The sequence below is a fragment of the Janthinobacterium sp. PSPC3-1 genome, from assembly GCF_049896105.1.
In the GTDB taxonomy this organism is placed as follows: domain Bacteria; phylum Pseudomonadota; class Gammaproteobacteria; order Burkholderiales; family Burkholderiaceae_D; genus Janthinobacterium.
On record NZ_JAFCTQ010000027.1, the window covers coordinates 1 to 26186 of the forward strand.

Sequence of the window (26186 nt, forward strand, 5' to 3'; positions counted from 1 at the left end):
TGTGAAGGATTTGCATACCCCCGATTTAACCAGCGATCTGCCTAGCTGAACAGGCTGGGGTTCGTGGAGCGCTTACGACCAACCTCGTCCCCGACTGACCACTGAAGTGACACCACCGACAGAGCCAGGGACCGGCTGCTTGCGCCCCAAAGCGGAAGTAGTAGCCCTCTACATTAGTTCTTCTTGTCCCCTAGGTTTAGAGCAACTCAGCTATGTATCCAGCGTCTTGGAGGTAGTGCAAGATCAAGCCATCGATTTGCTCATCCGGGAAGTTGCTCTCACCAGAAGTAGCCTGCCATTTGCGGATCGACATGGACGCAGCGGGGCTGATACGAGGAAATTCCTTCGCAAGGATATACCCCAACTTTCGTGCATTGATCGATGAGTCAGCTTGCTGCAACATCCGAAATAGTTTCGAAGCGGGTGTACCACAGATCAATCCCTGCATCATATTTGCGCTACTCCGTAGGCTTCGAGAATTAGTAGGTTGAACGTCGGCTTGTGGCCGAACCGGGCCGTTCACGCCAGCATAGCAGGTTGTCAATCTGAAAATCTAGCGCCTGCATTGGCGGGCTGAATCTGCCCCAAAGCCGCCGTACTGGGGATAAACGGTTGATATTGATGTTGCCATTTGAGTCTAGTTGCACAATTGCTGCTCGCACGGAATCCCATCGCGATCACCATCCATATTAGGAACTTTGCATCGCTCTTGCTGGAACAGCGCCTCAGCGCAAGATGTCATCTTCGAACACGAATTCTTTTCTGGTTCGCATTGGAATTCTGGATGCGACTTAAGCGCATCTCTAGCTGAAACAATCTTGTATACGCTTGCAGAGATTGTGCTGTTTGGACTTGAGAACCGAACATAGACGACATAACCAAACATAAGCAGAAGCGCCAAGCCGCCTACTAGAAATGAGAATGCGCCTGTAAAGCTTTGCTTGGATGGCGTACTGCCAATGAGATCAGCAGCTGCGGCTTGTAGTCGGCCTTTGTCGTCTCGCCGCATCTCATAAGTCACCAAGCTCCCCAAAATTGGCCGATCTCGACTCTTGCGAAATGCAGATATGTGCACGAACGTCCGAGAACTCGCCCCGCTTTGCACTATGAAACCAAAACCACGTTCATCGTTCCACTCGATGACTTTTCCGTGAAGTCGCATGTATTTATGAGTCCTAACTGTAGTGGCTCGCGTTGGAAAATGGGGCACCGTCCGCTCTTGGCCGAATGCCGTCGTTGCCCGGTTCCGCCCCAGAGCGGCACTTCAGCTTTGAGCTGAACAAGGAAGTTGTTTCGACGGTCAAATGCAAATAAACTATCGACGGGACTTTGACATTAAGGCGCCGGTAACAACTCCAATTGCGATCCCCGTACCAATGCCTAGAGCAAGGTTGCCGATCGCGACGCCAATTCCACATCCAATCGCAACTCCAAGACAAATTCCAACGCCTATGAATTTGCCATCTTTTTTGTCGGGTGAATCGCTCATAGAATCCTTTTATGAAGGGGCCGAAAGGCCGCTACTGGCCGAAAGCTGAAGTTGGTCGCAGCCATTGTAACTCAGCAAGAAGCGGCGGACTTCGCTACTTCACGCCCGGTAGTCGCAGTAATTTCCAAAACGTCGCATCTATTTCGGAAAGTCACAGCACAAATAAGCTAAACGCGTACAGCCCCGAACCCTTGACGGCTTTATGTCATGGCCACCGTCGTAGCCGTGACCAATGATCCTTTCTCTGGCGCAGCAGGTGTGGAGGTAGGTATTTTGGCGAGAAACGCGATCCTGCAAGCCCTGATATCGATAGTTTTTGCCCAGCCGGCAGCTGCAGCAAACACGGTTCGCCGCTAGCGCGGCGATTGTTTTCTAGCTCTTGGCCATCTGCGAGGCTTTGGTTTTTCCCATATGAATTACGCTTCAGCTGAAGCAGGTAAATCCGGCCCTATCTTAGCGCTACTCATTCAGGTAGATTTTTGCTATACGTATAATCACTTGCCAAAAAAGGAGATTTACATGTCACCGCTATCAATGTTCCAGTTTGCACTCATGCACGTCAAAGCCTTTCTATGCCCGCGCACGTTCGTCATCGGAATGAGCATTGCGGGTGCCGCTTGGATGTGGGGTCGCTCCCCGGTACCAGTTTGGGCATTGAAGTTCTTCAGTGGTTTCGGGGGATTGCTCGTTTTTTCGTTGTGTGTCGCAACGCTTCTTGCCTTGATAGCGTTGTTCAAGAAAGATCGTACCGGTTACCTTGCATACCGTATTTTTCAGCGAATTCTGTCCTGGCTCTTGCCGAAATTATTACGCTCAGTTTCGGTGTTTTTCGGCTTAGTTCCAGTGGCCGCTATTTGCTGGGTGGTTTCCGGCAGCGGCAAGGCACTCATGGCTGCATTGATGGCGATGGTGTTGGGAGCAACATTGGCATATTGCCGGATGGGATTAAAACAGATTGCTGCCGACCTGGCAAAACGAGCATGGCGCTACTGAATCATCGAAGCACGGAGCGAGAACGTGGACGGTTACACTTTAGTTGTTGATTTCGTAACTGAATCTCTATTTATGGCGTAAAAGCCAAGGCTGAGATTTCTGGTTAAAAATTAAGCGCGTTGTGTTGACGTTGTCCGCGATCCCTGGAAGACGTTTCCTAACGGTCCGAATAGGGACGCACATGCACACCGCGGTGGTTCGCTCGTTTCGTACCAGTCCGTTATCGAAGCGATGCTGGTAATCGGCACGGATTAACGTCGTACCCAAAACGCGAGCGTCCCGAACGGTGGCGTAACGTTTTCTGTGTCGTAGGAGTTTCAACCACGTGGATGAGGGCGCTATGGGTATTTAAGCTGTGAGCTCGGGGAGACAGGCACCTACCTGGCCATGGCGGTGCGAGAGAATACCTGGAATACTGGAAGAGCATAAAATTGTCATATTGCAACTAAAAGCGGCCAACTTGGATGCATGTCCCGATCACAGATTAGTGGTCAGGATGTTAATAACTACGAACGTTGGCTCTCTCTGAATCGCGGCCAGGGAAATGATTGCGGTACCTTCGGTAGGCTTCAGATAATCGAAACAGAAGAGTGCGTACCCGAGTTGTTCTGCCTCGTGTGAAATCCTTCTGCGTAAAGACCGCGAGATATGTGGGCGCCCGGCCAGCACTTCTAGTGTGCTCCTGGTGATCCGTGAGCAGATCGCGCCGGATCGTTGCATCGCGTCGGCGATCAGGGCTGCCACTTCGGACGCTTCGCGCTTGGTCGGAACTACGTGAATCTCAACCTTGGTATCCATGATTACCTCGCTATCTCAGTTGAAAACGCTGGCGCACGCCGATATCGTGAATGGCTGATGGAATTGAGGAAGAAAAGAAACTGGCCAATTGCGCGAACCCCTCGGCATGCGGCCCGAAATTGAAGGCCTTGAGGTCCTTCTGGGCGGCGACGTAGTCGTCGACGGTGCCGATATCGTCGATCAAGCCTAGTTCCTGTGCTTCCAAGCCGCTCCAGACCTCGCCACTGCCGTAATTTACGCCGGCGCGCAGCAGCTTGGCACGGCGCTGTTCAAGTTCTCGCAAGAAGGTATGACCGACATGGTCGACCAGATCCTGCGCCTTGGCTTGCGCATCCTGGCTCGGTGGCGTGAACGGATTGAGGAATGACTTGAGGTGGCCAGACGCAAACACCTGCTGCGAGATTTCCAGCCGATCCAGCGCGCGTGACAACTGCCATGGCGCGATGATGGCGCCGATCGAGCCAACCAGGCTGTATTTTCCGGCAATGATTTTATCTGCACGCAGTGCGATCATATAGGCGGCGGAGGCGCCAACGTTGCTGATCACCGCGACCACTGGTTTCGGGTGCTTTTTCTTGAAGGTTGCGACGGCGTTGCCGATACGTTCAGCCTCGACAGGAGCGCCGCCGGGGCTGTCGATTGCCAATACCACTTGGGCGACATTGTTTGCTTCAAAGGCGCGCTCAAGCACAGGTACAATTTTGTCGGCCGATGATGGCGATGCTGACGATATTTCACCATCGATGTGGACGATGCCGATCACCGGGCCGAAGGGCCCAGCTTTAAAACCCGAGACCTGCAGGAGGAAATAGATTCCGAAAAGCAGCGGCATAAGCAGTAGCGTCGACTTGAGTGCAATGTTGAGCCGGCGTGCAAATTTGCGATCCTGTTCAAGTGCCAGACGCTCATTCCGGAATCCAATGCGCTGTTCGCGCATTTCAGCCAGCAGCAGTAGAGCGAGACTGACTGGTTCCAGGTTTGACTGGTTTTTGCTGTCGTCGTTTTCCATGACATATTTTCTCGGGAAATGAATAAAGAAAGTTAGCGACAGTTGCCGCCCCAGCCTAAGACAACCATGGCCCAAGTGATCGACTCACCGCATTTCTTTTTTTCTTCATCTTGACGTGATGACTGAGTACTTCGGTTTGGTGCGCCCTCTTCGATCATCTTTTCCGTTGTCTTTGTCCGTTCTAGGTCAGCTAACGCGGCAGTTGCATTTTCAATTTTGGAAATCGAGCAACGAATCATAAACGCATGAGGGTATTCCTGAGTTCCTGCTGATTCACGCCGAACATCAGATATGCTACAAAGTTGGGCCGTGACTACTCTGAAATATTTTTCATCGAAATCTATGCCATCTTCGGAGTGGAGCACTAGAACCTGCCCATTTTTACACTCTTGGGTTGCAAATCGGAGTGCAAGGCGAGCATAAATTGCTCCTTCTTCGCGGGTGCGGGCCTCGACAAAAGTCTTCTGTGCTAGTCGGTAAGTTGTCATGGTAGATAAGTCACAAACTAAATCATCGGTGGGCTTGTTAGCCAAGGAAACTGCGTGGACTGAAGATGAGTTAGAAAAAGATATTATAATAAATAGAGTTATAAAAAATTTCATCATAAAAGCTCCTTTTTTTGTTGTGCTGAATATTAATTTTCCTCAGTTGTTATTTATTGACATAATTATTATTTATACTATAATTATACTGAATTAATATAATTGGGGGGGGTAAAGTGAAAACATATAAAAAATTGTTCTTCTGTGCGCTTTGCGGCATAATACTTGGAGGCGCCTTTGGCTTAGCTAAATCACCCAAATTAATTTTTGCATTTTCCATGATGGGTCTTTTGGTAATATTATTCCTGTATGGAATTGTTTTCTCAGTCATCTTTATTATCGATAAGATTGTTATAAAAAAAATTAATGGATTAAAAGAATTCACAAAGTGTAATGATATTATTGAATTATCTGAAATGACAGACTTGGGAAATCAAGCTTGTAGAATTGATGAAAGCGGAGAAATAAGTGTTGATCCCCAATGGCTTATGCGTGATTGATTTAAATCATCGATTTTTGATATAGTTTTTAAACTTTTCCATGACCTTGTTCGTGGATTGTATTATGGGTTCGGCTACAATGTCTGGGTCTTCTTTTACTTGTTCGTTTGCCTTGCTGAAAAGAGATTTTTTTGACGAAATATGACCAGATGGATTTTCGACAATACCTGTCTCATCTCTAGCATTTTGGCGTGCCTGCTCAATTTCTTTACCTGTTTTTTTCCATTTTTGGTCTAATTTTGACTGTAATTCTGAAGGTTGTCTCGGAATATCATCCACTAAAGATTCCTTTTTCGCTCCGTTGCGTGGTGGCTTCGCATTGACTATGGGATCCTCCGCGCCCTTGTGGAAACCTTTAGCCTGCTCTTTTTCAATATTTTGATGAGGTGATAAATCTTTTTTAATTTCTTCATAATTTGCTTTGGTCGCATCGAACGAATCAGGAAGATTATTGGCCGATGATGGTATTGTCGGTGTTTTAGAAATGCTTCCTATATACGAATCAATCATTATTCTGGCCGCCGCACTTGTTTGGTTGTTTAATAAGAGAGATTCAAATAATTGATTATTGTGAGGATCTTTCGCCAAGTCAAAATGAAATGACTCACCGCGTAAATATGCTGCGGAAAGACTGGCGGCATACTCGGTCTGTTCACGAAGTGTTGCCTCCGCCCGAGAAGATGTTGCAACCGTCCGCGTAATTCGTTCGGAATTTTCGGTAGCGCTCCTCTGATCTTCCGTCACTGTACTTAGCAAGCTGGTGTTATTTGTAACTGTATTTGCCCAGTCCTTGAATTTTGAAATATCTTCGCTGTTTAAATGATTTTTAATATCGGAAGTTCTCTTATCTATTTCTGCAGAATATTGCTTTGCGCCTTTGGCTGAGATGCCAATTTTTACACCAGGTATGATACCGATAGGTGGAGTTCCAAAACTGAGTGCGGCATCGCCACCAAATGCGACACTTGCCACCTGTTGCTCAGTAGCGCCTGTAGCTTTGGCTATCGAATTGGTAATTTGTCTCAACTCATTGGTGCGCATGCCAAAGCTATCGGTGCTCGCTCGGTTTGTACCATTTGACTTGGAGCTCGCGGCAGTAGTTCCGTTCGATTGCAGCAAGGCATGCGATAGCGCTGAAGCTTTTTCACTCGTCGCCGCGACAGTTTGGGACTTGGCCGCCGCAGTTAGTCGTGACGCCGTCGCCACATGATTTTCCGTCACTTTGCCTTCGATCGAGCGGGAGACTGGTCCTTCATTGGACAGCGCCTTCACCGCAGTCAGGCCGGAGGACAAATTGGTGGTATAGCTATTTCCTGACACATCATTTTGCCGGCCACTGAAAAATGGCGAGGAACGCGTTGGAGACAGTGTCATCTGATCCATGCCGACGTTACCCATGGAGATGTTCCCAGTTGACGCTGAGTTGGTGGAGCTGGTCACGTTACCCTGCAGGGTACGCATGCCATCGACCAACGCTGTACCAAAGTTTTCCATCCGCTTGACGGCGGCCCAGGCAATGAATGGAATGCTGATCGTCATATATCCCACCACCGCCTCACCCGAGATAGCGCTGGAGAAAATGGTCGATGAGGTGGCGAGAGACAGAGCGTTGACGCCATTGCCTACGCCGGCAGCGGCGGCCATGTCACGCATCGCGAAGATCATGGACGTGTAGTTAAGGATGGCATACAGCGGTGGCCACAGTTGGATCCAGATCAGGATCATGGCGTAGTTTTTGATGCCGGCCACAGTCTCCTTGCCATTGGCCAGCAACAATAACAAAATCATCAGCGGAAAAACCGCGTAGACGACCGCTTCGACGACGTTGCGGATTACCGGCAGTGCTTGTTCCGCAACCTTGCCGTTGTTAATCCATCCGGCGTTGGTTTGGGCTACCGCCTGCGCCCGGCCGACGGCCAGCAGCATGGTGGCCGGGTCATTGATTTTCTGTCCTGTCATCAAGCTGGTATCCCCGATCGCATTGATCAGCGCATTTTGTCTGATGATGTTGGCGGCGGTGGATGACGCATCAGCGATTCTTGCCTTAATGTAAGCCTGTTGAACCTGATCGGCGATCAGGGAAGCTGCCACGGGGCCCGGCAGCGTCGGATTCATACGCAAGGACAAGGTGCCCTGAACACGGGCTATCTCCATTGGCATTTTTGCCGACAGGCGGATGTAGGCTTGCGGGCAGGTCATTACTTCGGCAACACCGGCTGCATCCGTGATGTTGGTGAACCTGGCCGGATTTGGATCGCCCATGAGACTCCATACGTCGCCCGAGGTAGCGAAGGCGTCGGGCGACAGATGACCAGAGGCCAGGTCGTACATGGTGCAGTTGTGCAGAAAACTGATCAGGTCTGTTCGAAAATACGGGCTTTGGAACACCACTCTGGATGTTTCGCGCACCAACCGGCTGCCGAACATCAGGCCGTTTTGCTGGTAGGTCAGTTTGTCCGGCATGCCGGCTGGGCCTGGTATAACTTGCATCGCTGTCTCTTCCAGTTCCGTCAAGCTGTTGCCGATGGTACTGGTCAGCGACGCCAGGACGGCAAGGCCGAACGGCACGTTGTCGACGAAAACCTCGGCCGAGCCGCCGGTCTTGTCGACGATACCCACGGTTACCTTCGGTACCAGCAATACCGACATGACGAGCATGACCGACGCCAGCCATTTCCAGCCAATCAGCTTTTCCGGAGCAAAGGTGTAGGCGAGTGCGGACACGAAAAAGCCACACACCAGGACCATCCCAAGCGCGTTACGGTAGGTGTTCGCACCGACCATAGCGGCGACCGCGTTCATCAAGCCATACAAGCTATCCGAGTTCTGATACGCAAATATTTCCCACATGATCGGACTCCTCCAGCGGCATTCTCATCGCAAATACGCGGCCTGGCGGCCCAGCAGATCGAGTACCTGTTGGGGCATGTTGGCGCGCAACTGCCGCTCCAGTTGTTCCAGATGGTTCGACACGACCGTCACCGATCCGACTTTCTGATACACCAGCGCCTTCTCTCTGGAAAGGTGAACCAGCATGTCGCTGGAGCGTTGACGTATTTCTTTTGATCTTTCCTGCTGCTTCATATCTAGCGTGAAGTCTTTTTCAAGAGCATTCATGCCCAGACGCAAGTTCTTTTCCAGAAACACATACGCATAGTCAGCGGCGATGACGTCGCGATAGATGGCGATCAACTGTTCATTAGCGGTAGCGGAAGGAAACGAAGCGCCGATCGACAGCATGCGATACACCGGTTCGGTGGTCTGATTGACGAAGCCGACTTCGGCCGACATATTCGGGATCGGTATCCGGTTCTGGATCTTGTCGGCGATCGAACGCATCAGATTTTCCACTTTGACGGTAAAGGGCGTATGGACGTAGTCGCTGTCGATAGCAACCTCGTCACAGGTCGTATAGTTGTTGCAGCGAAGGATCGCCTGCTTGACGTTGCCAGCGCCGGCGTCGGACCGTCCGTACAGCAGCTGCGTGATCGAGGTAAATGTTGGCGCGATCGGATTGGGATCCCGCCCTTCGGCGTAGAAGATGACCGTACCGACCAGACTCATGATCATCTCGCGCTCCTTGTCGTCCAGGTTGTTGCCGGCCAGTTTTAACGACTCCCAGGTGAGGTTACCCACGAACGGGGCCTTGTTTTTCAACTCCGGATCAGTGGAGTTGCGCGCGGTGCCGAGAATCGACGCCTTGTCCGACTTGCAGCGTACGGCCGCCGCCGCATAATCGGATTCGAGGCCGAGTGTGACGGCGATGTCCTCGCAGGCCTTGCTGGAGCTAAACCCGGTTGCCTCGGCGGCCGAGGAGACCAGCGACTTGGCGGTGTTGCAGGAATTGATGTTGGCATTCGTCATCATCGATTCGATGTTCTTGGTCCACTTGGTGATGCCGCCCAACAGTGGCGAGACCGATTCGAGCGCGAGTTGGAACGCTACGCCGGGCAGCGCCGCCGTAATATTTTTCAGCATGTTCTTGAACTCGGCCGCCGAAATATACGAAAACGAGCCGCCGAACATGTCGATGCCACCGCAACCGGCCTTGGCGGTCGGATAGTTGATGGCCATTAACTGGTAGGTCTTGTTTGGCGCGCGCAGCATCATGCCACCACCGCTGAAGGTGTTGAACACCTGACCGCGAAAGGCCCCCGGCGCAGTGTAGTTGCCGATGGCTCCCAGGTCATTGAACATCTTGTCGACTTCGGCATTGAGGTCACCAGCGAACAGCGGCACGGGGGCCAGCGCGCAAGCGGCGAGTGACAGGGCGGAAATAGCGTGACGGACAGGCATGATGCGCTCCTTATTGGTGTGAGGCGGCAGTGGTCATCGGCGTGGCCGGCGGTGCGCCTGGCCGTGGCCGCAATGCATCCAGACGTTCAAGCAGTTGCCCCTCGGCCAGCACGCCGACGCCGACCGGCATGATCTTGCCGTTGACCGGCTGGGCCAGGAACAGCGCCGGTACTTGCTTCACCTTGAGCGTGGCGGCGATGCCGTTGTCGCCACGCGCCTGGGAAAACCCCGGTACCGTGCCGCCATCAAGACTGATCGGCACGACCTGGAGATGGTGCTTTTCAGAGAATGCGCGCAGTACCGGCCCGAACGCATGGCAATATGGACAATCACCGCGCATGAAGAACAGCAGGACATGGTCCTTTCCGAGCTCCGCTATTGCGCTGGCGCGCTGCTGCATCTGCACCTGCTCGAATACCTCCAGCGCCTGGGCATTGACCGGCCGGCCCTCGGTAGTCGGGTCGAGTTCCGGGCTGGCCCAGGCGACCTTTTGCGCCACGTCGGCAAAACGCGAGGCATGCTTCACCAGCTTGATCTCCAGTGCCATGTAGCGGCGCACGTTGTCTTCGGTCGGGTTCATGATGGCCACCGATTTGAGCTGTTCCAGCAGGCGCTGCAGGTCGCGCAGCGCCTGCACTTCCGGTGGGACCGCCGTTGACGGCGCCGGCCGGGCACGCGTTGCCGGTGGCATATCGGTCGGCCGCGGCACGGGTTCGTCTTTCGCAGGGTCATCATAGAAATGCCAGCCGCGGCGGGTGTCATCAAACGCGCCGGTCGCCGGCGCCGGCACGACGGTTTGCGGCGGCGCGGCACGAACCGCCGTGGCGAGCAGTGCCGCCACGATGCAAGCAACGATGGCCCTCATGGCAGCGGCCCTTCCAGGCGCAAGCTGGCCGGCGGCGCGCCATGGCGACAGTAATTGAGGCCCATATCGATCGTTTGTCTGGCCGCTGGCGCGGCGGGATCGATCCTGACGCCCTCCTGCCAGAAACGCACATTGAGCCGGCGGCAACCCTCCTGGGCGTAACGGGCAAGCGTGGTCACGTCGATATACAGCGGTGAGGTGGCCGTAAAGCGGCGTCCAATGGCATCGGCAATGTCACCCGCCAGCACGCCATAGGCGCGTCCGTCTGGCGCATCGATGGCCGCACGCAGCAAAACCTTGGGATCTTGTACCTGCGTGCGGACCGGGTCCGACCGGGTCGCCGCCGCAGCCAGCAGCGCCGCGCACAGGACGAACGTGGTGATAAAGCTGCGGCAGCGTGTCAGCATTTTCCTCTCCCCAGATAGCAGGTCGGTGCGCGCTGGGTGGCCGTGTTGCGGATCGCCGCCATATCGGGCAGCGTCGGCACGATCGAGGCGTAGAACTCGGTCAGATCCAATTTGGAAAAGTCGAGCTGCTGCAACTGGGCGACGGTGAAGCCGGCACAGGTGGGATTGCGCGGATTCCCCCAGCCCATGCCAAGCTGCGCGCGGCCCTGTTCGTTGATCATGCGTGCCAGGCGCGAATTGAAACAACATTTTCCAGTGGTGTGCTCAATGCACGAGACGCATTTTCCCAGCACGCGGATGCAGGAGCTGCACCAGGTGCCGATGGACTTGCACAGGCTAGCACCCTCCTTCATCGCCAGCTTTCCCTCGCCAGCGCTGCAGGACATCATGGAAATGGCGATGTACATCACCACCGCGATTGCCAACGTCCACGGATTGAAGGCGATTGCCAGGTTTTGCGTGGTGGCCAGCGTCACCGAGCCGGCCGGCAACGCGGTGCCGTTGACGGCGACCGTCACGCCAAAGCTGGTAAAGCTGCCGCTGAAGCCGCCACTTGTCAGCAAGGCCTGGGCGCCCTGCATCAGGAATTCGCGGTTGCCACTGTTCATCAAGACGTCATACACCAGGCGCGAGCCGGTGCCAAACAAGGACTGGTTGGTAAAGTTGGCGCCGGCAGCGTCCTGATAGCAGCAGTTTTTGAGCAGGCGGTCGCGGCAGGTATTGCCTTCGCCGTTGAAGACCTTCATGGTGTGGGGATCGAGATACACGCCGGCTTCGCGCGCCGCCTCCAGATAGGTCATCGTCTGGGCGAAATCGATATCGTTGGTGTAACTGGTGTCGAAGCATGCCGTACCCAAGCAAAAGGTCTTGGGGATGCAGGCGCCGCCAGCAGGGCAACCGGCACCGTAGGCGGCCAGTGCGCCATCGGTCGCGAACGGGTCACGCGCGATCGCCTGCGCCCGCGCCATCTCCGGATCGGTGGCGAACACGGGCGGGCGCGGTGTATTGGCTGATTGCAGCGCACCGGTCTGGGCCTGGCATAGCGGGTCAGCTGGCGTCATCGCACACGCGGCCAGGCGTGCATTTGCGTCGCCTTTCAGGTCGGGCCGACCGTACAGTGCCGCTTCCGGTGGTGCGGCGGTATATGCCGGTACATGCGCCGCGGCGCTGCCGGCGTTCACGCTGGCGCGCGCCGCCTGGTTGGCGGCCGTGGCGCCGGCCATGTCCGGTGTGTTCTGCTGGCTCTGGGCGTGTGCCTGCGGCGCCTGCGCGCTGACCAGAGCGCAGGCGGAGAGGAAGGCCATCAGGCGGCGCATGGCTATTTCCCCATCCGTGCCAGCAGCCGCGCGGCGGCGCCGGCAAAGCGCGGTGTGCGCGCCTGGAACGTGGTCAGCGCGTAGTCGAGCGAGACGTCGCCTGCGACGCGCGCGTAGGCTCCGGGCGCCACACAGCTACCGGTGCCGCATGGCTCGCTGGCGGTTCCGGCAGGAACCAGCACGAACGTCGGCGCCTGGCGCACCGCATAGCGATCAAAGGCCTGGGGATCGATCTGCAGCGCTACCCGGTGCGTGCCCATGATCTGCTGTGCGTGGGCCGCCGTCTTGACCAGCGAGCCCGCTTCCAGACCGCGCAGCAGCAGCGTGGCGCCCGCTGCCGCTGCCTGTTGTACCAAGGCTTTCAAGGCCGCGTCAGGCATGGCAAACGTCACGAAGACCAGCAGCTGGTCACCATCGGCTTGCAGCCCTCGACCAGGCCGGGCCCTGGCGGCCGCTTCAAATCCCTGCGCGATCTGTGCCAGATCGATGGTGGCGCCCGGGTGCGGCTGCGGCAAAGCGTCAACGCGCACCTGGGGCGTGACTACACCCGGCACCGTCGGAATATCGGGCGGCATGGGATTGGCCCTGATCGCCCGTGCAATATCCTGCTCGGTGATGACGGGCTGGAGCGCCTGGGCACGGGCGATATCGGCCTGCGTGACCTGCGGCACGGGTTGCGCGATGGCGCTGGTCGATAAAAGGACCGCCGCGATCCCGGCCGCGCCAGGCCGGGCAACACGCTGGCGGCACCGTTCTGCCAGCAGCCAATGTAAGTTAATAGCCAACACAGCAATTCCTCTTACGAAACAGCATGAACGCGAAGTCCTCGCCCTTGACCGGATACTCCTTGCCGGCGCCCCAGACAATGGTGGTGCGGCCGAACGGCTGGCAGCATTTGCCAGCGTCCTTGCGGGTTGCTGGAATGGGATACGTCAGTTGTGCCTTGTAGGCGGTCTTGTCCATCACCGGCAGGAAGTACGGTCCGCATAACCCGCGCTGACCGTGCATGCCCCAGGTGATCAGCTCCCGGTGCATCTTGGCCGTCAAGCGCTCCATCATCAACTCGGCTGTCCTGACGCCACCGACATGATCGGCCGCCCGGCCGCCGAGTGGATACAGGCCGCCCTGGCAGCCGGCGCACCAGAACAGCTCCCGGCGGCCGAAACCGGCCGTGGCCGCTACGCAATCGGCGGCGCAGGCGGCCACCGCCACGGGATTGGCGAACAGCACCGCGTCCGGATTGAGGATCAGGATCAGCTCGTCGTCGTCCCATATTGGATCGACTTCAGTCAGGTAGACGATATCGAAGGAACCTGCTTCCAGGCAGGGAAAGTCGGCCACGGCCTTGAGCCAGTAGATGGTGGGGTTGACATAGAAATGTGCCTGATAAAATCCATCTTGCGCACCGCTGGCATCGGTCACGCGGGCCGCCTCCGGTGCGGCGATCCCCGGATTGAGGTCAATGCCGCCGAGCGACACCAGGCAGAACGGCCGGCGCACTACCTCGACGTGCCGCACCGGCTCCCAGAAGCCGATCGACAGACCGATGCTGGGATTCACCTGGCAGGAACAGATAGGGCTCCCGGGGTTGGCAATGTCTTCCTGGCCGCCGAGGTTGCCCAGCGTCGCAGCACCGAGCGAAATCGGCAGAATACACGACCAGCAGATGTCGGTGATCGGATTAGGAAATGTGCCATGGCAGGTGGCGCTTTCTTCTGCCTGCGCACTGGCGGCGCCAGCGAAGAGCAGCAGGGTGAAAATCAGCTGTCTGACGGTCTTCATGGCGCGACGACCTCGTCAATGCGCAAGCGCAGACCGTCCTGCGACACCAACGCGGGTACATGCCGGATGCCGAAGCGCCGCACCAGCAGCCCTTGCTGGTCATAGTAGAGTCGGGTTTTCCAGCGCTGCATCAATGGCAGGTAGGCACCGCCGACCAGGACTGGCTTGATGCGCTGGCCGTGGCGGTCGATCAGCGCCTTTGCCAGTTTGACCTGGCGCGGCTCGCGCGCATCGAAAAACAGTAATTGCTTTGATAGCGTTGTAATCGACAGCGGATTGGTGCGGGTGCCGGCCGGGAACAGAATGCGGCCAGCGCTGTCAAGGATGTTCTGCTCAAGTACATAGGTGGGATCGAACCAGAACGAGCGTGGCGCTTCGGTGGGTGCCAGGCCGGCTACCGGCAGCGGGTTGGTGACGCTGCGTCGGCTGTTGGCGATCGCCTGCTCGCGCAACAGGGCCAGCTGGCCGCTTTCCTGCATGGCATGCAGGCGCCGGGTGATCAAGTCGAGAAAGTGCTGCTCGGCGATCGGATAGGTCGGGCCGATCACGCCCAAATCGTCTGACCGTGCCGTTGACGCCAACAAGCTGCTGGCGAGCAGCAGCGTGATGCATGGGCACCGGGCCACCCTGCCCGCCCGGCGCAGCCACGCTTTCACGCAGACGCCTTGCACGTTGGTGATGCGGGAGGCCGGCGCCGCATCTTCGCCCTTTGCTGCTGTCCGCAGCATCGATGGCCGGTGTCGCTTGCTGATCGCTACGATGACTATCACGCTCGCCTCCGCTGCTAAAACAGGGGAATCACCACACCCAAGATGGCACGCGCCGGCACCAGGCCATTAATGCGGTAGCGCGAATCAAAACTGTCCACTCCGGTACCCTGCACATAAAAATACGACGGTGGAATCACGATGTCGGCAATCGGGTCGAGCGGGATATGCTTGACGCTGGTATGCGTCTTGGCCAGGCCGACCTCCTCCCCGTTGACATAGACACGGCGGCCCAGCACGGTCACTTTGTCGCCGGCCACGCCGCGCACGATCTTGAAAAAGGGCTGGTGGTGCAGCCCTGGGAACACAGCCTGCGCCGGTCCTTCGAAGGCATAGATGACGAAGTCGCCGCGATGGATGCCTTGGGCACGGTAGTTGACGATGGCCATCGTATACGGCAGGCTGCCGCTGACATTGAACAGGATCGGCAGGCGCGGCGTTGCATCAAAAAAGACGCGGATATAGGCCAGCGTCCAGATCCCCAGCAAGACCAGGTACAGATACCAGCGCCGGCGCGCATGGCGAAAAAAGTCGCGCGTCACAGTTTCACCTTCCTTTTCAACACCGGCGTGAGATCGAGCAGTTCCTGATGGGCCCCTATCACGGCGGCCTTGTCGATGACCAGACACTGGCATTCATCCGGCAATTCGGCCAACGCGCTGGCAAAGCTGGCGGCGAAGCGCTGGGCTTCGGCGACGGCGTGGCGGCGCTGGTCGTCAGAACGGCTGTCTGCCATGGCGCGTACCAGCAGCGCCTCTTTGGCCTGGAACACCTGTGCGGCATCGACCACCCCGATCATCTGCAGCGGACGCACGATTTGCCGGTGGTATAGCGCAATGCCGGTCAACGCCACCAGGACCGAGACCACGAGGTGGAGGCAGAAGGCTTTCATTGCAGCCCCCGCTGCGCGAGCACCTGTGCAATGGCTTCGTCAATCGACAAGCCGCGCGCCCGCAGTTCGTCGATCGGCTGGTTGTCGGCCAGTTTGTTCGAGAACAGCAACTGCGTCGCCGGATCGATCACCAGGCGTACCACGCCTTCGCCCACTGGCGACGAGACGTACATTTCAGCAAAGGCACCGGCCTCGGTGCGCAGCGAATTGAGGAGCCGCTTCTTGGCGGCGTCCATCACCAGGCGTTTGTTGCTCTCCAGGATTTCGATCGATTCGGGCTTTTGCCGCAGCAGGAACACCCAGTCGGAGCAGTTGAATGCCGCTGTCATCTGCACAGAACCATAGTAGTCATCGGCGCCTTGGGTCGCGGTGCCGAGTGCGCCGCCGTACTTGCGCGCGCGGCGCGCCGCTTCCTCCACCACTGCAGCCTTGACCGGATCATCGGCGCCGATCTCGCCCAGCTGTTGTTTCAGTTCATTGATGATCAGGAGCTTCTTGCGGTCGCGCGACAGATACATTTCGCCGGTGATCTGATACATCAGCAAGATGTTGATTACCGCGTGCAGGTCGGGCTTACGCTTGAGTTCCTCGTTCTCGATCACCACGAAGTCATTGGAGAAATCGACATTATTCTTGCCTTCGAAAAAGCGCTCGTATTGGCCGCCTTTGGCATAGGGGTTGAGCATGATGGCCAGGTCCCGGATGCGGTCATCACCCTCAATGCCCAGTTCGACGATCCGTCCGGTCTTGAATTCATCGCGCATGGCGGTCATGGTCAGGTCGTTGCCGTACGCCTTCCAGAGCTTCAGCAGCACCGCCGACAGCGCCTTGTACTGCACTTCCTCCAGCCGCTGGCTCATCGAACACATCTTCGCCATGGCTGGCAGCAGCATGTCGATATCCTCATGGATGTCGTTGACTGCCGTAAATGGATTGAGGATGATTTTTGAGCTGGGACTAAATTCGACGTGGGTACCCTTGGCCTTGGTGCACAGCTTTTCGAACGAACGTCCCAGATCCAGCAAGCGCACCTGTGCGCCGCCCGAGCGGTAGGACCAGGCGATCTCATTGAGCGTCACCGATTTGCCGGAACCCGGCGCGCCCACCACCGCAAAGTTATAGTTGCCCAGGTCATTGTCATACAGGTCCAGCGTGACCAACTGGCCACGGCGGCCGGCAAAAATCAGGGTGGGGGTTTCGGTGCCACGCCACTCGCCAAGGAGCGGCGCCAGGTGGATGGCGTTGGCCAGTGACTTGCGCGTCACCCGTTTCATTTTTTTCATGTCGCTGTGGAAGGCCGGCGTCAATGTCATTGGCAGGCTGGCCAGCAGCGCCTGCCGGTGCATGTAGACGTCGGAATTGAGTTCAAAGCCGGCCGCGCGCCAGATGGCCTTCGCCGTCTCTCCGGCCGCCGTGGCGTCGCCCGGCGGAGAAAAAATCGCCAACTGGTGGTACATCGAGACCAGATTGCCGCCGATATCCATTGCGTTGGCCACCGCGCTCCAGTCTTCCTGCTTTTTGTGCACATCGGGCATGATCGCGGCCATCTTGCTGCTGGCGTTCTGCGTCGCCCGGATATTGTTGGCGGTGACCAGGGTGCGGGTCGCATTGGGATCGAGAATGTGCACGCCCATGGTCAGCAGGAACGGTGCTCGGTACTGTAGCGCCGGCTGCATCACATGACCGATCAGGCTGCCCATCTGCCACAGTGGAAAGCGTTCCGGGAACGACTTGATGGAGAAGAAGCGCGCCTCGACGTCCTGCGGATGCCCTGGCTTGGAAAAGCGGATGCCCTCGTCGATCGGTTGCTGGACCGTATCGAAATCGACGATCTGGTCGCGCAATTCTCGGCCATCGTCGTAATTGATCCATGTGGACTTTCCTTCGACCAGGCGGTGCGGATTGGCGAATTGCGCGCACCAGTTGATCAGGTCTGCCGCGCCGCAGACTTTGCTCGGCAGCGACGCGGCGTGCAGGGTGCTGGCCATTGACTCGCGCAGCCCGATCACGGCCTCGCGCCGACCGAGGTCATCAGCGCGACCTTCCACCGTGACGCTCATCATCAGGCGGAAATCGCGCAGGGTGAAATGGAAGCCCTTGGTGAGGGAACGCTGGCTGCCCGCCAGCAGATGACCGACGCGCTTGCGCGCCAGCTGGCGGAACAGGTTGCTGTTCCTGGCGGGTCGCCCCCACTCCTTGGAGTTCTGGTACTGGTCCACGTCTTCCATGCGCATGTTGGCGTACTGCAGCAGCGGAGCCTCGATGTCGGGCGAGGCGAACAGATGAAATTGGACACCGGTATTGGCTGGACAGTTGGTGTACAGGCTTTGCAGCACTTCCACCATCCGCTCATCAGCGCCCGATTGCGGCATCAGTTCCAGCATGAAACCAAGCCGTTGCTGGCGGTTGATGAAGAGTTGCCCGTCACCGGTGTAGGCGCCATACGGCAGCCAACTGGAAAACTGGCCTGGTGCAGCCTCGGCATCGCGCTCCAGGCCGAACCGCGCCCATAATCCGGCAGCGGTATCGTTGCCTGTCCCTGCTGGTTGAAAGAAGCCGAACATGGAAAACCTCCCTGTCAATGGATGGATCAGTCCTTGCGCGGGCGTTCATGCCGGCGGTGCTGGCAACACGTCGGCCCCCTCACCGCCTGCCGCCGGTATCTCGGGGGCGGGGTTGGCAAGTGGCGCAGCCGGCGCTGCATCAGTTGGTGCGGGCATGGTCGAAGGCATATGAATAGCCGGGGCGATGGCCGGCGCCGCCGTCGGCGATACCGGCGGCTTCAACGGCGCATACGCGTCGCGAATCTGGCGCTGCGCATGGGCGAGTTGCCAGCGGCCCGGCTCAGCTTGCACATACACATAAGATTGATCGACCAGGTCGTGCTCACTGTCCTCCCATGGCTTGATCCATAAGCGCAGGACGCGTGCCTGGGAACGCAGCGCGGCCGGCTCGAAGACCGGCGATGGCCGGGTGGTGAGGGTTGCCGATGTCGTTTTCTGCATGGCCGGTGCGCCGGGCGGCGTCGCAGACTGAGGAGACTTCGTCGGTACGGCCGTCGCGCTGCTGTTGCTGCTGCGTGGCTGGAACGAGTTGTAGTAGTTGCCCGACACCGAATTGCATTGCACGCCTTCTGGCGCTGCACACGCGTACTGCGCCTTGCCCCCCAGTCCCGACAGGTCGCTGCAGCCGGCCAGCAGGGTAAGGTAGGTGAGCGCCATCGGAATCGCATGGGAAGTTCGTGGAAACATAGCGGCTACTCCTGTGTGGTGCCGGCGCGCGAGCCGGCGACGGTGGATGAACTGAGCCGTGCTTCGATCTCGTGTGCATCGAGGACGCCGGTTTCGCGCACGCCATTGCTGAAGATGAGCGTCGGCGTGCCCTGCACGCCAAGCCGGGCCGCCAGCGCCAGGTTGCGGTCGATCGGGTGTGCGCAATGCGGCAGCGGCGCCGCCGGCGCCGTTGCGCTCCGCAATGCGCTTTGCCAGGCAGCTACCCGGTCCGATGCGCACCAGATATGAATTGGTAGCTCTCGGCCCTGAAACGGCACCAGGAAGTTATAAATTCGTACATCAGGTATCGTGGCCAGCGCCAGTTCAAGCTGTCGGCAATAGATGCATTGCGGATCGGTAAACAGGTACAGCGTCCGTGCGCCGCTACCGTGCGTGGTGGCAATGGCGTCGGCTAAGGGCAGTTGTGCGGGATCAATACGTTCGGTGGCCGGCGGCGCGGCCTGTGTATTGGCTGCCCCGCGTTGCTGCAGTCCCGGCGCTGTCAGGTCGCGCATGGTCTGCACATCCACCAGGCGCCCGAAAATCATGTAACGCGGATGGGTGTCTGTCACAAAGCCGACATTGCTACCCATCCACACCTCAAACAAATGCGGGATCGGCGTGGCGACAACGGAGTCAAACGTCGTGGCGGGGTATGCTTGCCGCAGTGCCGCCAGCAATGCTTGCTCCGCTGGCGCCGCGTGCGCGCTCAGACCGAGCATGCCGACCAGCATGCCGAGGGACAAATTAGTGCGTATCGTCATCTGATATGCTCCAGTCCAGTGCCTCGACGCCATCCGGCGCAGTATCGCCTTCCTCGCCAGTGGCTGGCGGTGCCGCCGGAATACGCATCCCTTTGGTCAGCACCACGTCCACTTTGCGGCCGGCATGCACTTCGATGACGGGAAAAGTCTGTTCGGCGAGTCGGATGTAGTAGTTGGAGAGGTTGTTGAGGGCTTGCCCGACGCCACCGCCAATGCCGCGCCGCATCTGCTCGGCGGTGCCAGCGCTGGTAGTGGACAGCGTGCCGAACGGTGAGCTGGTAAACGTGGAGGCGCCTTGCGAGAATCCCTGACCAATGCCGCTGACAATGCCGGCGCGCAGCGCATTGGCAAGCAACTGGCCTTGCTTGGAGACGAGCGTGCCGCGCAGACCAAGCTTGCCGTCCTCGCCAAACACGTTGCCTTCGATTTTGACTTCCAGCACCGAGCGGTCATGCCGGACGCAGGACAGCAGTCCGGTGCGCAAATAGGCGCGCTCGGCACTGATGTCGCCATAGCCGGAAGCAATAATGAAGCATTCCTTGACTCCGGCGCGGTAGCGGTTCGGCAGGATCGCATCGGCGGCCACCTTGATCAAGGCTGGCAACGGGTTGTTTTGCGCCTGGCCGCCAGTTGGCGCGTCAAGGCCGCCAAGCAATTCACCCGGCAGGATACCAACCGGCACAAAATCGTCCAGCGTGGCCACCTGCGCGGCGCGCGGCGCAACAGCCTGATTGTCGGTTCCGGTACCGGCAACTGTGGCTGCAGGCGAACTGGCCAGCGAGACATGGATCATCGGCGCCGCAGCCGGGACCTCCTCTTGCATGGGGGGGCGCGCTGTTGGCGTAGCGGCGGCTACCGGCGCCCTGCCTGCCGAAGCGCTGGGTGGCACTGACGGTGGGGTGCCTGGCGGGTACTGCGTCGTGTCGGGTGGTGCCGCCAGGTCAGCTGGACTGCTGGTCGTCACTGCCGGCGCAGGTGGTGGCACCGCCGGCTGGGTGCTTGCCGGTGGTGTGCCGAATTTCGCTTCGAGTTCGCCAAAGCGCTTGAGCAGTGTCGCCTCGAACGCTTTGCGCTCCTGGTTGACGCGTTCCTGTGCCTCCTTGTCGCTTTCGTACTGCGCCAATTTTTTGCCAGCGTTGCCGACCCATTGATCGACGGCGGCGATTTCGCCCGGCACCATCATGTTGCTCGCGTCGACATTGACGGCGGTGCGCTTGCCGTCGCTCCTGGCCACCGTGCGCTTTGGGTTACCCGAGTCCGAGTACGCCAGCACCGCCCACAGCACGCCAATGCAGGCGGCGAAAATGGCGCTTGCGGCCAGGTATTGCTGTTGTTTCGGTGTCCACTTGGCCACTAGCTGTTTGCATCGTTGCAGGGCGCGCATGATTATTCTCCGGAGCGGATGACGTACACGCGCGTGCTGTCATGCGGGCGCAAATTGAGATGTTCGATCGCCACTGCCAGTACGTTGCCGTCTTCGCGGTCGAATTCCTGCTCCGCGAGCACCAGGGGCGCGCTACTGATGTTCTTGAGCAGATAGGTTTCACCTGTCAAACCGCGCCCTGTGAACAGGCGGACGAGCTTCATCTCTGCCTCGGCCCACAATAGTTGCGGGTCATCACGCGTTTCCATCTGAATGTCCGCCGGCGGGCGATCCGCAGCCATGGCGATCAGCATCGCTTTGAGGCTACGCACGTAACTGGCAGACCGGGCGGCCGCTGGCAACGGTGCCCCGGCCTGGCCGCTGGTGCGTCGGGGCGACTTATCGACGATCACGATGGTGTCGGCCGGCACATCCGCACGACTCAGGCGCAGGCTGTAGGTGGCGGTATTGGAGGAGACGAACAAGTTGACCACCGGCGCGGTCCCGATGGGCTGCAGATAGATCTCGCCGCGTGCCAGGTTGCAGGCGAGTGTGAACTGTCCACTGGGGTTGATAGACGCCGTCCCGGCCTGCTGGACTTGGGTGGCGGCCTCGACCGGCTTGGCCAGGCAGTTGCTGCTGGAGTACATGTTGCCGACCACGTCGACGATCTTCTCGCCATCGATCCGGATACGTGTCGGTTCACGGGCCGATATCACGGCCTCGATGGTCGCGCCGTCGCGCACCTCCCGTGTTTGCACAGCGCCGGCGGGAAGCTCAACGCACGCCAGCGACAGCCACATCAGTGACAGAATTCGGATTTTCACGATCGACCTCCTTGAAGTCTTTCAAATGCACGCGGCCGCCACGGAAGATGAAGTCGGCGCGATAACTTTTCTGTACATCGGATGTCTTGACCCCATTGACTTGGGTGAGCAAAAATCCCGTGAGCAACACCGATTGCGTCTCTTCGTCGGGCACCAACTGCTGCAGCTGAAAATAGGTGCTGGCATTGAGTTTTTTCAGGCGGGTCGCTTCCAGTTCCTGGCGCGTCTTGATTGCCCCGGCGTTGTCTGGCAAACACCACTTCAGCAGCATGTCCTTTTTCCACTCGATCGATTTGGGCGTCACGTCGAGCATCAGATAGGCGACGAAACTGCTCATCTGCACCAAGTAGTCATTGCTGCCTCTGCCGTCTTCGACCCAGAAGGTCTTGCTCACACTCGGTGGGGTGATGATGGTGCGCTCTGTACCGGCGATGCGGTAGATGATGGACAGGGCCAGCAGCAGGCACAGGGAGAGAATGCCGATCGCCAGGCGCTGATCGAATACCCGGCGGCGTAGTGTGCCGAGGTCGTCTTGGTAGGTTTCCAGTCTCATCGAAATCTCCCGGCCGTTATCCGACCATCCTGCGAATGTGGGAAGGCGGTGTGGCACGCATGGAGGTCAGCGGGTTGGCGGGCAAATACCAATACGTCCAGTGCAACACGAAGGCGGGGTGCTTGTCGGCCTTTTTCCGGCTGAGCCAGCGCGACACGGCGACACCGGCGCAGACAGCAAGGCAAAATCCCACTTTGCTGCTGGCCAGGTAGCCGATGAAAATTGAAAAGAGCACAGGAAAGGCCACGTCGAAATCCCACAGGCCGAGTTTCCACTGGTCGTCCAGGCGTCTCGGAATATAGGTATCTGCTTGCATCCCGTTCTCCTCTCAATACTGCCGCGCTGTCCTGCCTGGGAGGCGGGTCAGATGGTGGCACCCATGATGGCGCCGGCGATTACCAGGCCTACCGCCGCGAAAATGGCCAGGCCGACAAAGAACAGCACTGGTCCGAAATTGCGCAGCGCGCTCAAGGAAATGAGTGCCACGACAAAGCCGATAAAGCCGACCAGGGCTTTCAGGCCGGGCGCCAAGTCGGCCAGCTGCGTGAGCGCCGACGTCAACGGCCCGGTAATCCCACTGAAGTTGACGAGATCGATGGCGGCAGCGGGAAAAGCCGCGAACAGGCCCAACGCAATCAGGGCGAACAATGCGAGCACCTTGCCGGCAAATGCCAGCTTGTGGGATGTGATGCGATGTTGCTGTACGGTTGGCGGTGCGAGCGAGACAAATTGCAAGGTATTCATGGACATTCCGATCATGAAAAGAACTGCAGAAAGTGTGGCGGAGCGCGGCGAATGGCGTGCAGGGTATGGTGGGCCGCGCACCAGGCATTGCCATTGGCTACCCCGATGACGGCGTGGTGTTGGGCTGCGTAGCCGCACAGCTACCGCACACAGGGCGAGATTGGTCTGGCTCATTGGCGCACCTGCTGGAAGTCGTCGGCGGCCACTGTCACTTCAACCCGGCGGTTACTCTGGCGTCCCGTGCTGCTGGCGTTGTCCGCGAGGTAGCAACAGACGCCGGCACTCTCGATCTCAAGGAGCACGTCCTTTCCAGCGAGCTGCGCGCGCAGATTTGTCGCGACGTTGGCCGCGCGCTCGTGCGCCAGCGCCGCATTGCGCGCCGGCGAGCCGGTGTTATCGGTTCTGCCCGTTATGCGCATCCGGCTTCCCACGGGGGTCCAGCTTGCCAACTGATGCAGCGCGCGCTGCGCCGTCTGATCGAGCGCGGCCGAGCCAGTGACGAAATGCACCATGAGCGGCGCCTCGCCTCGCATGCCCGGTTCCAAAGAACGGGGCGCGCGTGGCATGGTGGCGACCATTGGCGCTATCAGCGGCACCGCGTGCCCAATCGGCTCCAGGGAAGGGACGATGCTGGCCGGTGTTTTGCGCGTGATGGTAGGGCATGCAGGGGGCGTGCAAAATCCATACGCAGCGTGCGCACCGTAGTCGAGCTGCGTGAGGTGGTACCGCGGCGGCGGTGGCGGCATGCGCGCGCTTAGCGTGGATGAGATTGGTACATGGGGCGCTGGCGCCGCGCACGCGCCAACCAGCAATGCAACGGCCACGATTTGCATGGACGCGTTGGTGAAAGGCGGCAGGACGGGCATCATGCCAGGCTCACGATGGTGATGATCGCCGGGCCGCGCTCCGGGCCGGCGGTACGGGGCGGACGAGGCGCCTTGCGCCGCTGGCCTGTCGCTGGCGCCTGGTGCAGGAAACCATACACGCGCCAGGCATAGCGTCGGCGCGTCTGTTGACAGGCGACCGGCGCGAGCCTGAGACACGACGCGTTGTAGGCGCCGATTGCCTCCCAGGTATTATCGAAGCGATCGATTTTTTCTCGTAAGATCCTCGCGCCGGCATGAATATTTTTGCAGGTGTCGTACAGATCCTCTTCGCTTAGCCCCAAGTTGCGTAACACTTTCTTATCGGAATTGATGCCCATGTAGCCGATATCGAGCGTATGGGTAACATGAAAGTGTGTGCGGTTCACCGCCCTCGGATTGAGTGACGATTCCGCTTGCGCCACGCTGTACAACAGTGCAGGAGGCACGGCATATCTTCGGCCGGCGTCCTCCCAGCAGGCGCGGGCGGCACCCGGTATCATGATAAAGAGGACGGCGATGATGTGGACAGGACACGACATGGATGTAGCACCTACCTGATAGGGAATAAGCACTTGTTGCAGGAGCAACAGGTGATGGCCGGTATGCAATCAGGTAGGCCTGCGCCAGGCGCCAGGCGGGGTCGTAACTTGGTATCAGCAACAGCGCTTTTTCAGGCCAACAACGCGCCGCCGGCTGAACGTGCGGCGGTGTTGGCTCGGGCTTGGCCAAACACCGCATATTTCGGGATGCCTTTTTTGATAATGATCGCGATGCACGCCGTGGTGAAGTGATCCAGCGTGAAATGCGGGTTGGGGTGGCAATTTTCCGGTGAGCGTTGTAACACCAAGAGCTGCTCGTACTGGGGTTTCCAGATTTCCTCCTGGCGGCGTGGTGTCCGTTGATCCCGTAACAGAAGTTCTGTGTGTAAATACGTGAAGATCAGTAACTCTGGCTGTTGCTGGGTGAAGGTCAGCGAGATGCATGCGCTGATCAAGTCGGTGCAGCTAAATTTTGGCCCGTAGTTGTCACCATCGGCATGCAGTTTCCTGATGAGATCGAATTCCTCGTACAGGACTCGGGTTGCCACGGTAGGCTTTGTTCCGGCCGGCGCCTTGTGCGCCGCATGGCGTGGCGGGGTGGCCGTGAGCGCCGATGTGTGATTTGAAGTAGGCATTTTTGTTCACTGGCAGAAAGCATATCCACAATGATCATCGTAGACGAACTGGTACCGTTCGTGTCGCCGAAAAAATGTGGTTTCTGGGGCCTTTTTCTGGAAATATCTTGGCGAATGCGGTAGGTAGCGCGGATCGAATGACCCCGCTCGTGTTGTCAGTGACTGATGCGACACCTATCGCATGGACGCGCTGGCCCACCAGGCAGTGCGGCCGATGGCCAGCGCAAGCGGGAGGTGGTGCCGATGGTGCAGTGAGCGCTAGCCGGTGGGGCAAGAGGAAACTGGTGTGGCGCGTTCGGCCAGTGGACTGCATGCTGCCAGCACTGGCGAGCGTGCTTCGGTGCGTGCAGGCCCGGCACATCACCGCTATGCCTTGACGTAATTGGCGACGCCCAGATTGATCAGGACGCACATGAACAGCAACATGATGGGAGCGAGCAGAGGGTGCGCTGTCCACGGTAGCACCAACGAGAGTACCGTCATACAGATGGTCACGACCAGGAGACAGGTGCATACCCCAAAGATTTCCGGACTGTGCCGCAGGAACTCTTTTCTTTTGACCGCGCGCCGGATCGCCCCGTCAATAAAACTGGCAAGCAACAGTACGGCGAAACACGGCAGCCATTCGATCAGGGTCGCCAGGCGATACGCGCTGAGGGCTAGCAAACCATTCAGGGAGCGGACGTAGGCATTATCGATCATCCGGTTGCCGACCCTTCCGACCTCGAGCGCTACGGCGCCCGACGGCGGCGGGCGTGGCTTGTCAGGGGGCATCAGCGGAACCTTGCGCGGTGTTGCGTCGACGAAGACCAAGGTGCGCGCCAAAATATGCGTACCGAAGTCTCCCTGCCAAAACCGCATTGCTGCGTCGTGCTCGACCCGAATCTGCTGCACAAATTCGACGGGCGTATAGGCGGCCGGCAGATACAGCACCATGATCAGGAGGATGCTCAACGAGCCAATGCTC

At 58.3% G+C, this 26186-nt stretch carries 28 protein-coding genes; 2 read left to right on the top strand and 26 right to left on the bottom strand.

Annotated features, from left to right (window positions below; translation table 11 throughout):
* Window positions 1–637: 637 nt before the first annotated feature.
* Window positions 638–1162, bottom strand: coding sequence for a cold shock domain-containing protein (locus ACP7B7_RS22930; RefSeq protein ID WP_426078203.1), 525 nt, complete (start codon window positions 1160–1162; stop codon window positions 638–640).
* Between the two features lie 846 nt (window positions 1163–2008).
* Between ACP7B7_RS22930 and ACP7B7_RS22935 the strand changes: the two genes are divergently transcribed.
* Complete coding sequence (locus tag ACP7B7_RS22935) at window positions 2009–2482, top strand: hypothetical protein (RefSeq protein ID WP_426078204.1); 474 nt, start codon at window positions 2009–2011, stop codon at window positions 2480–2482.
* A 477-nt stretch (window positions 2483–2959) separates the two neighbouring features.
* Here the strand turns inward: ACP7B7_RS22935 and ACP7B7_RS22940 are convergent, their stop codons facing one another.
* Genes ACP7B7_RS22940 through ACP7B7_RS22950 form a run of 3 tightly spaced genes read right to left on the bottom strand, consistent with a single transcriptional unit; the run spans window position 2960 to window position 4894 of the window.
* Window positions 2960–3280 carry a hypothetical protein gene (locus ACP7B7_RS22940; RefSeq protein ID WP_426078205.1) on the bottom strand — a complete coding sequence of 107 codons (321 nt, stop codon included), beginning with the start codon at window positions 3278–3280 and terminating at the stop codon, window positions 2960–2962.
* Between the two features lie 10 nt (window positions 3281–3290).
* Window positions 3291–4289, bottom strand: a complete 999-nt coding sequence (locus ACP7B7_RS22945; protein WP_426078206.1) for a S49 family peptidase — start codon at window positions 4287–4289, stop codon at window positions 3291–3293.
* Window positions 4290–4321: 32 nt separating this feature from the next.
* Window positions 4322–4894 carry a hypothetical protein gene (locus ACP7B7_RS22950; RefSeq protein WP_426078207.1) on the bottom strand — a complete coding sequence of 191 codons (573 nt, stop codon included), beginning with the start codon at window positions 4892–4894 and terminating at the stop codon, window positions 4322–4324.
* Between the two features lie 113 nt (window positions 4895–5007).
* On the opposite strand from ACP7B7_RS22950, the gene ACP7B7_RS22955 reads away from it, so the two are divergent.
* Complete coding sequence (locus ACP7B7_RS22955) at window positions 5008–5331, top strand: hypothetical protein (RefSeq protein WP_426078208.1); 324 nt, start codon at window positions 5008–5010, stop codon at window positions 5329–5331.
* Window positions 5332–5337: 6 nt separating this feature from the next.
* Here the strand turns inward: ACP7B7_RS22955 and ACP7B7_RS22960 are convergent, their stop codons facing one another.
* The 22 genes from ACP7B7_RS22960 to ACP7B7_RS23065 all read right to left on the bottom strand — a co-directional run bounded on the left by ACP7B7_RS22960 (window position 5338) and on the right by ACP7B7_RS23065 (window position 26173).
* Complete coding sequence (locus tag ACP7B7_RS22960) at window positions 5338–8181, bottom strand: conjugal transfer protein TraG N-terminal domain-containing protein (protein WP_426078209.1); 2844 nt, start codon at window positions 8179–8181, stop codon at window positions 5338–5340.
* Between the two features lie 24 nt (window positions 8182–8205).
* Window positions 8206–9627: a conjugal transfer protein TraH gene (locus ACP7B7_RS22965; RefSeq protein WP_426078210.1), complete on the bottom strand. Its 1422-nt coding sequence runs from the start codon at window positions 9625–9627 to the stop codon at window positions 8206–8208.
* Window positions 9628–9637: 10 nt separating this feature from the next.
* A complete protein-coding gene (gene traF, locus ACP7B7_RS22970) occupies window positions 9638–10492 on the bottom strand; it encodes a conjugal transfer protein TraF (RefSeq protein WP_426078211.1) in 855 nt (284 codons plus the stop codon).
* Entirely contained in the window at window positions 10489–10899 is a 411-nt protein-coding gene (locus ACP7B7_RS22975; protein ID WP_426078212.1) for a hypothetical protein, read from the bottom strand. The genes traF (ACP7B7_RS22970) and ACP7B7_RS22975 overlap by 4 nt, the downstream gene beginning before the upstream one ends.
* Window positions 10893–12215, bottom strand: a complete 1323-nt coding sequence (traN, locus tag ACP7B7_RS22980) for a conjugal transfer protein TraN (protein ID WP_426078213.1) — start codon at window positions 12213–12215, stop codon at window positions 10893–10895. Before traN ends, ACP7B7_RS22975 begins: the two co-directional genes overlap by 7 nt.
* Before the next feature lie 2 nt (window positions 12216–12217).
* A complete protein-coding gene (gene trbC / locus ACP7B7_RS22985) occupies window positions 12218–13000 on the bottom strand; it encodes a type-F conjugative transfer system pilin assembly protein TrbC (protein WP_426078214.1) in 783 nt (260 codons plus the stop codon).
* Entirely contained in the window at window positions 12990–13997 is a 1008-nt protein-coding gene (traU, locus tag ACP7B7_RS22990) for a conjugal transfer pilus assembly protein TraU (protein ID WP_426078215.1), read from the bottom strand. Before traU ends, trbC begins: the two co-directional genes overlap by 11 nt.
* Entirely contained in the window at window positions 13994–14767 is a 774-nt protein-coding gene (traW, locus tag ACP7B7_RS22995; protein WP_426078216.1) for a type-F conjugative transfer system protein TraW, read from the bottom strand. Before traW ends, traU begins: the two co-directional genes overlap by 4 nt.
* 14 nt (window positions 14768–14781) lie before the next feature.
* Window positions 14782–15306 carry a conjugative transfer signal peptidase TraF gene (traF, locus tag ACP7B7_RS23000; protein ID WP_426078217.1) on the bottom strand — a complete coding sequence of 175 codons (525 nt, stop codon included), beginning with the start codon at window positions 15304–15306 and terminating at the stop codon, window positions 14782–14784.
* Entirely contained in the window at window positions 15303–15656 is a 354-nt protein-coding gene (locus ACP7B7_RS23005) for a hypothetical protein (RefSeq protein WP_426078218.1), read from the bottom strand. Before ACP7B7_RS23005 ends, traF (ACP7B7_RS23000) begins: the two co-directional genes overlap by 4 nt.
* Window positions 15653–18220: a type IV secretion system protein TraC gene (gene traC, locus ACP7B7_RS23010; protein ID WP_426078219.1), complete on the bottom strand. Its 2568-nt coding sequence runs from the start codon at window positions 18218–18220 to the stop codon at window positions 15653–15655. The genes ACP7B7_RS23005 and traC overlap by 4 nt, the downstream gene beginning before the upstream one ends.
* A gap of 45 nt (window positions 18221–18265) precedes the next feature.
* Window positions 18266–18877, bottom strand: coding sequence for a type IV conjugative transfer system lipoprotein TraV (gene traV / locus ACP7B7_RS23015; RefSeq protein WP_426078220.1), 612 nt, complete (start codon window positions 18875–18877; stop codon window positions 18266–18268).
* A 35-nt stretch (window positions 18878–18912) separates the two neighbouring features.
* Complete coding sequence (locus tag ACP7B7_RS23020) at window positions 18913–19692, bottom strand: DsbC family protein (RefSeq protein WP_426078221.1); 780 nt, start codon at window positions 19690–19692, stop codon at window positions 18913–18915.
* Entirely contained in the window at window positions 19676–21076 is a 1401-nt protein-coding gene (locus ACP7B7_RS23025; RefSeq protein ID WP_426078222.1) for a TraB/VirB10 family protein, read from the bottom strand. Before ACP7B7_RS23025 ends, ACP7B7_RS23020 begins: the two co-directional genes overlap by 17 nt.
* 2 nt (window positions 21077–21078) lie before the next feature.
* Window positions 21079–21882, bottom strand: coding sequence for a type-F conjugative transfer system secretin TraK (locus tag ACP7B7_RS23030; RefSeq protein WP_426078223.1), 804 nt, complete (start codon window positions 21880–21882; stop codon window positions 21079–21081).
* Entirely contained in the window at window positions 21833–22435 is a 603-nt protein-coding gene (gene traE / locus ACP7B7_RS23035) for a type IV conjugative transfer system protein TraE (RefSeq protein ID WP_426078224.1), read from the bottom strand. Before traE ends, ACP7B7_RS23030 begins: the two co-directional genes overlap by 50 nt.
* 16 nt (window positions 22436–22451) lie before the next feature.
* Entirely contained in the window at window positions 22452–22751 is a 300-nt protein-coding gene (gene traL, locus ACP7B7_RS23040) for a type IV conjugative transfer system protein TraL (RefSeq protein WP_426078225.1), read from the bottom strand.
* 47 nt (window positions 22752–22798) lie between these two features.
* Complete coding sequence (locus tag ACP7B7_RS23045) at window positions 22799–23179, bottom strand: hypothetical protein (RefSeq protein ID WP_426078226.1); 381 nt, start codon at window positions 23177–23179, stop codon at window positions 22799–22801.
* A gap of 170 nt (window positions 23180–23349) precedes the next feature.
* Window positions 23350–23691 carry an OmpA family protein gene (locus ACP7B7_RS23050; RefSeq protein WP_426078227.1) on the bottom strand — a complete coding sequence of 114 codons (342 nt, stop codon included), beginning with the start codon at window positions 23689–23691 and terminating at the stop codon, window positions 23350–23352.
* Between the two features lie 353 nt (window positions 23692–24044).
* Entirely contained in the window at window positions 24045–24653 is a 609-nt protein-coding gene (locus tag ACP7B7_RS23055) for a lytic transglycosylase domain-containing protein (RefSeq protein WP_426078228.1), read from the bottom strand.
* A gap of 62 nt (window positions 24654–24715) precedes the next feature.
* Window positions 24716–25219, bottom strand: a complete 504-nt coding sequence (locus ACP7B7_RS23060) for a hypothetical protein (protein ID WP_426078229.1) — start codon at window positions 25217–25219, stop codon at window positions 24716–24718.
* Window positions 25220–25585: 366 nt separating this feature from the next.
* The gene (locus ACP7B7_RS23065; RefSeq protein ID WP_426078230.1) at window positions 25586–26173 is read right to left on the bottom strand and encodes a DUF4400 domain-containing protein; all 588 of its coding nucleotides are present in this window, start codon (window positions 26171–26173) and stop codon (window positions 25586–25588) included.
* Window positions 26174–26186: the final 13 nt, after the last annotated feature.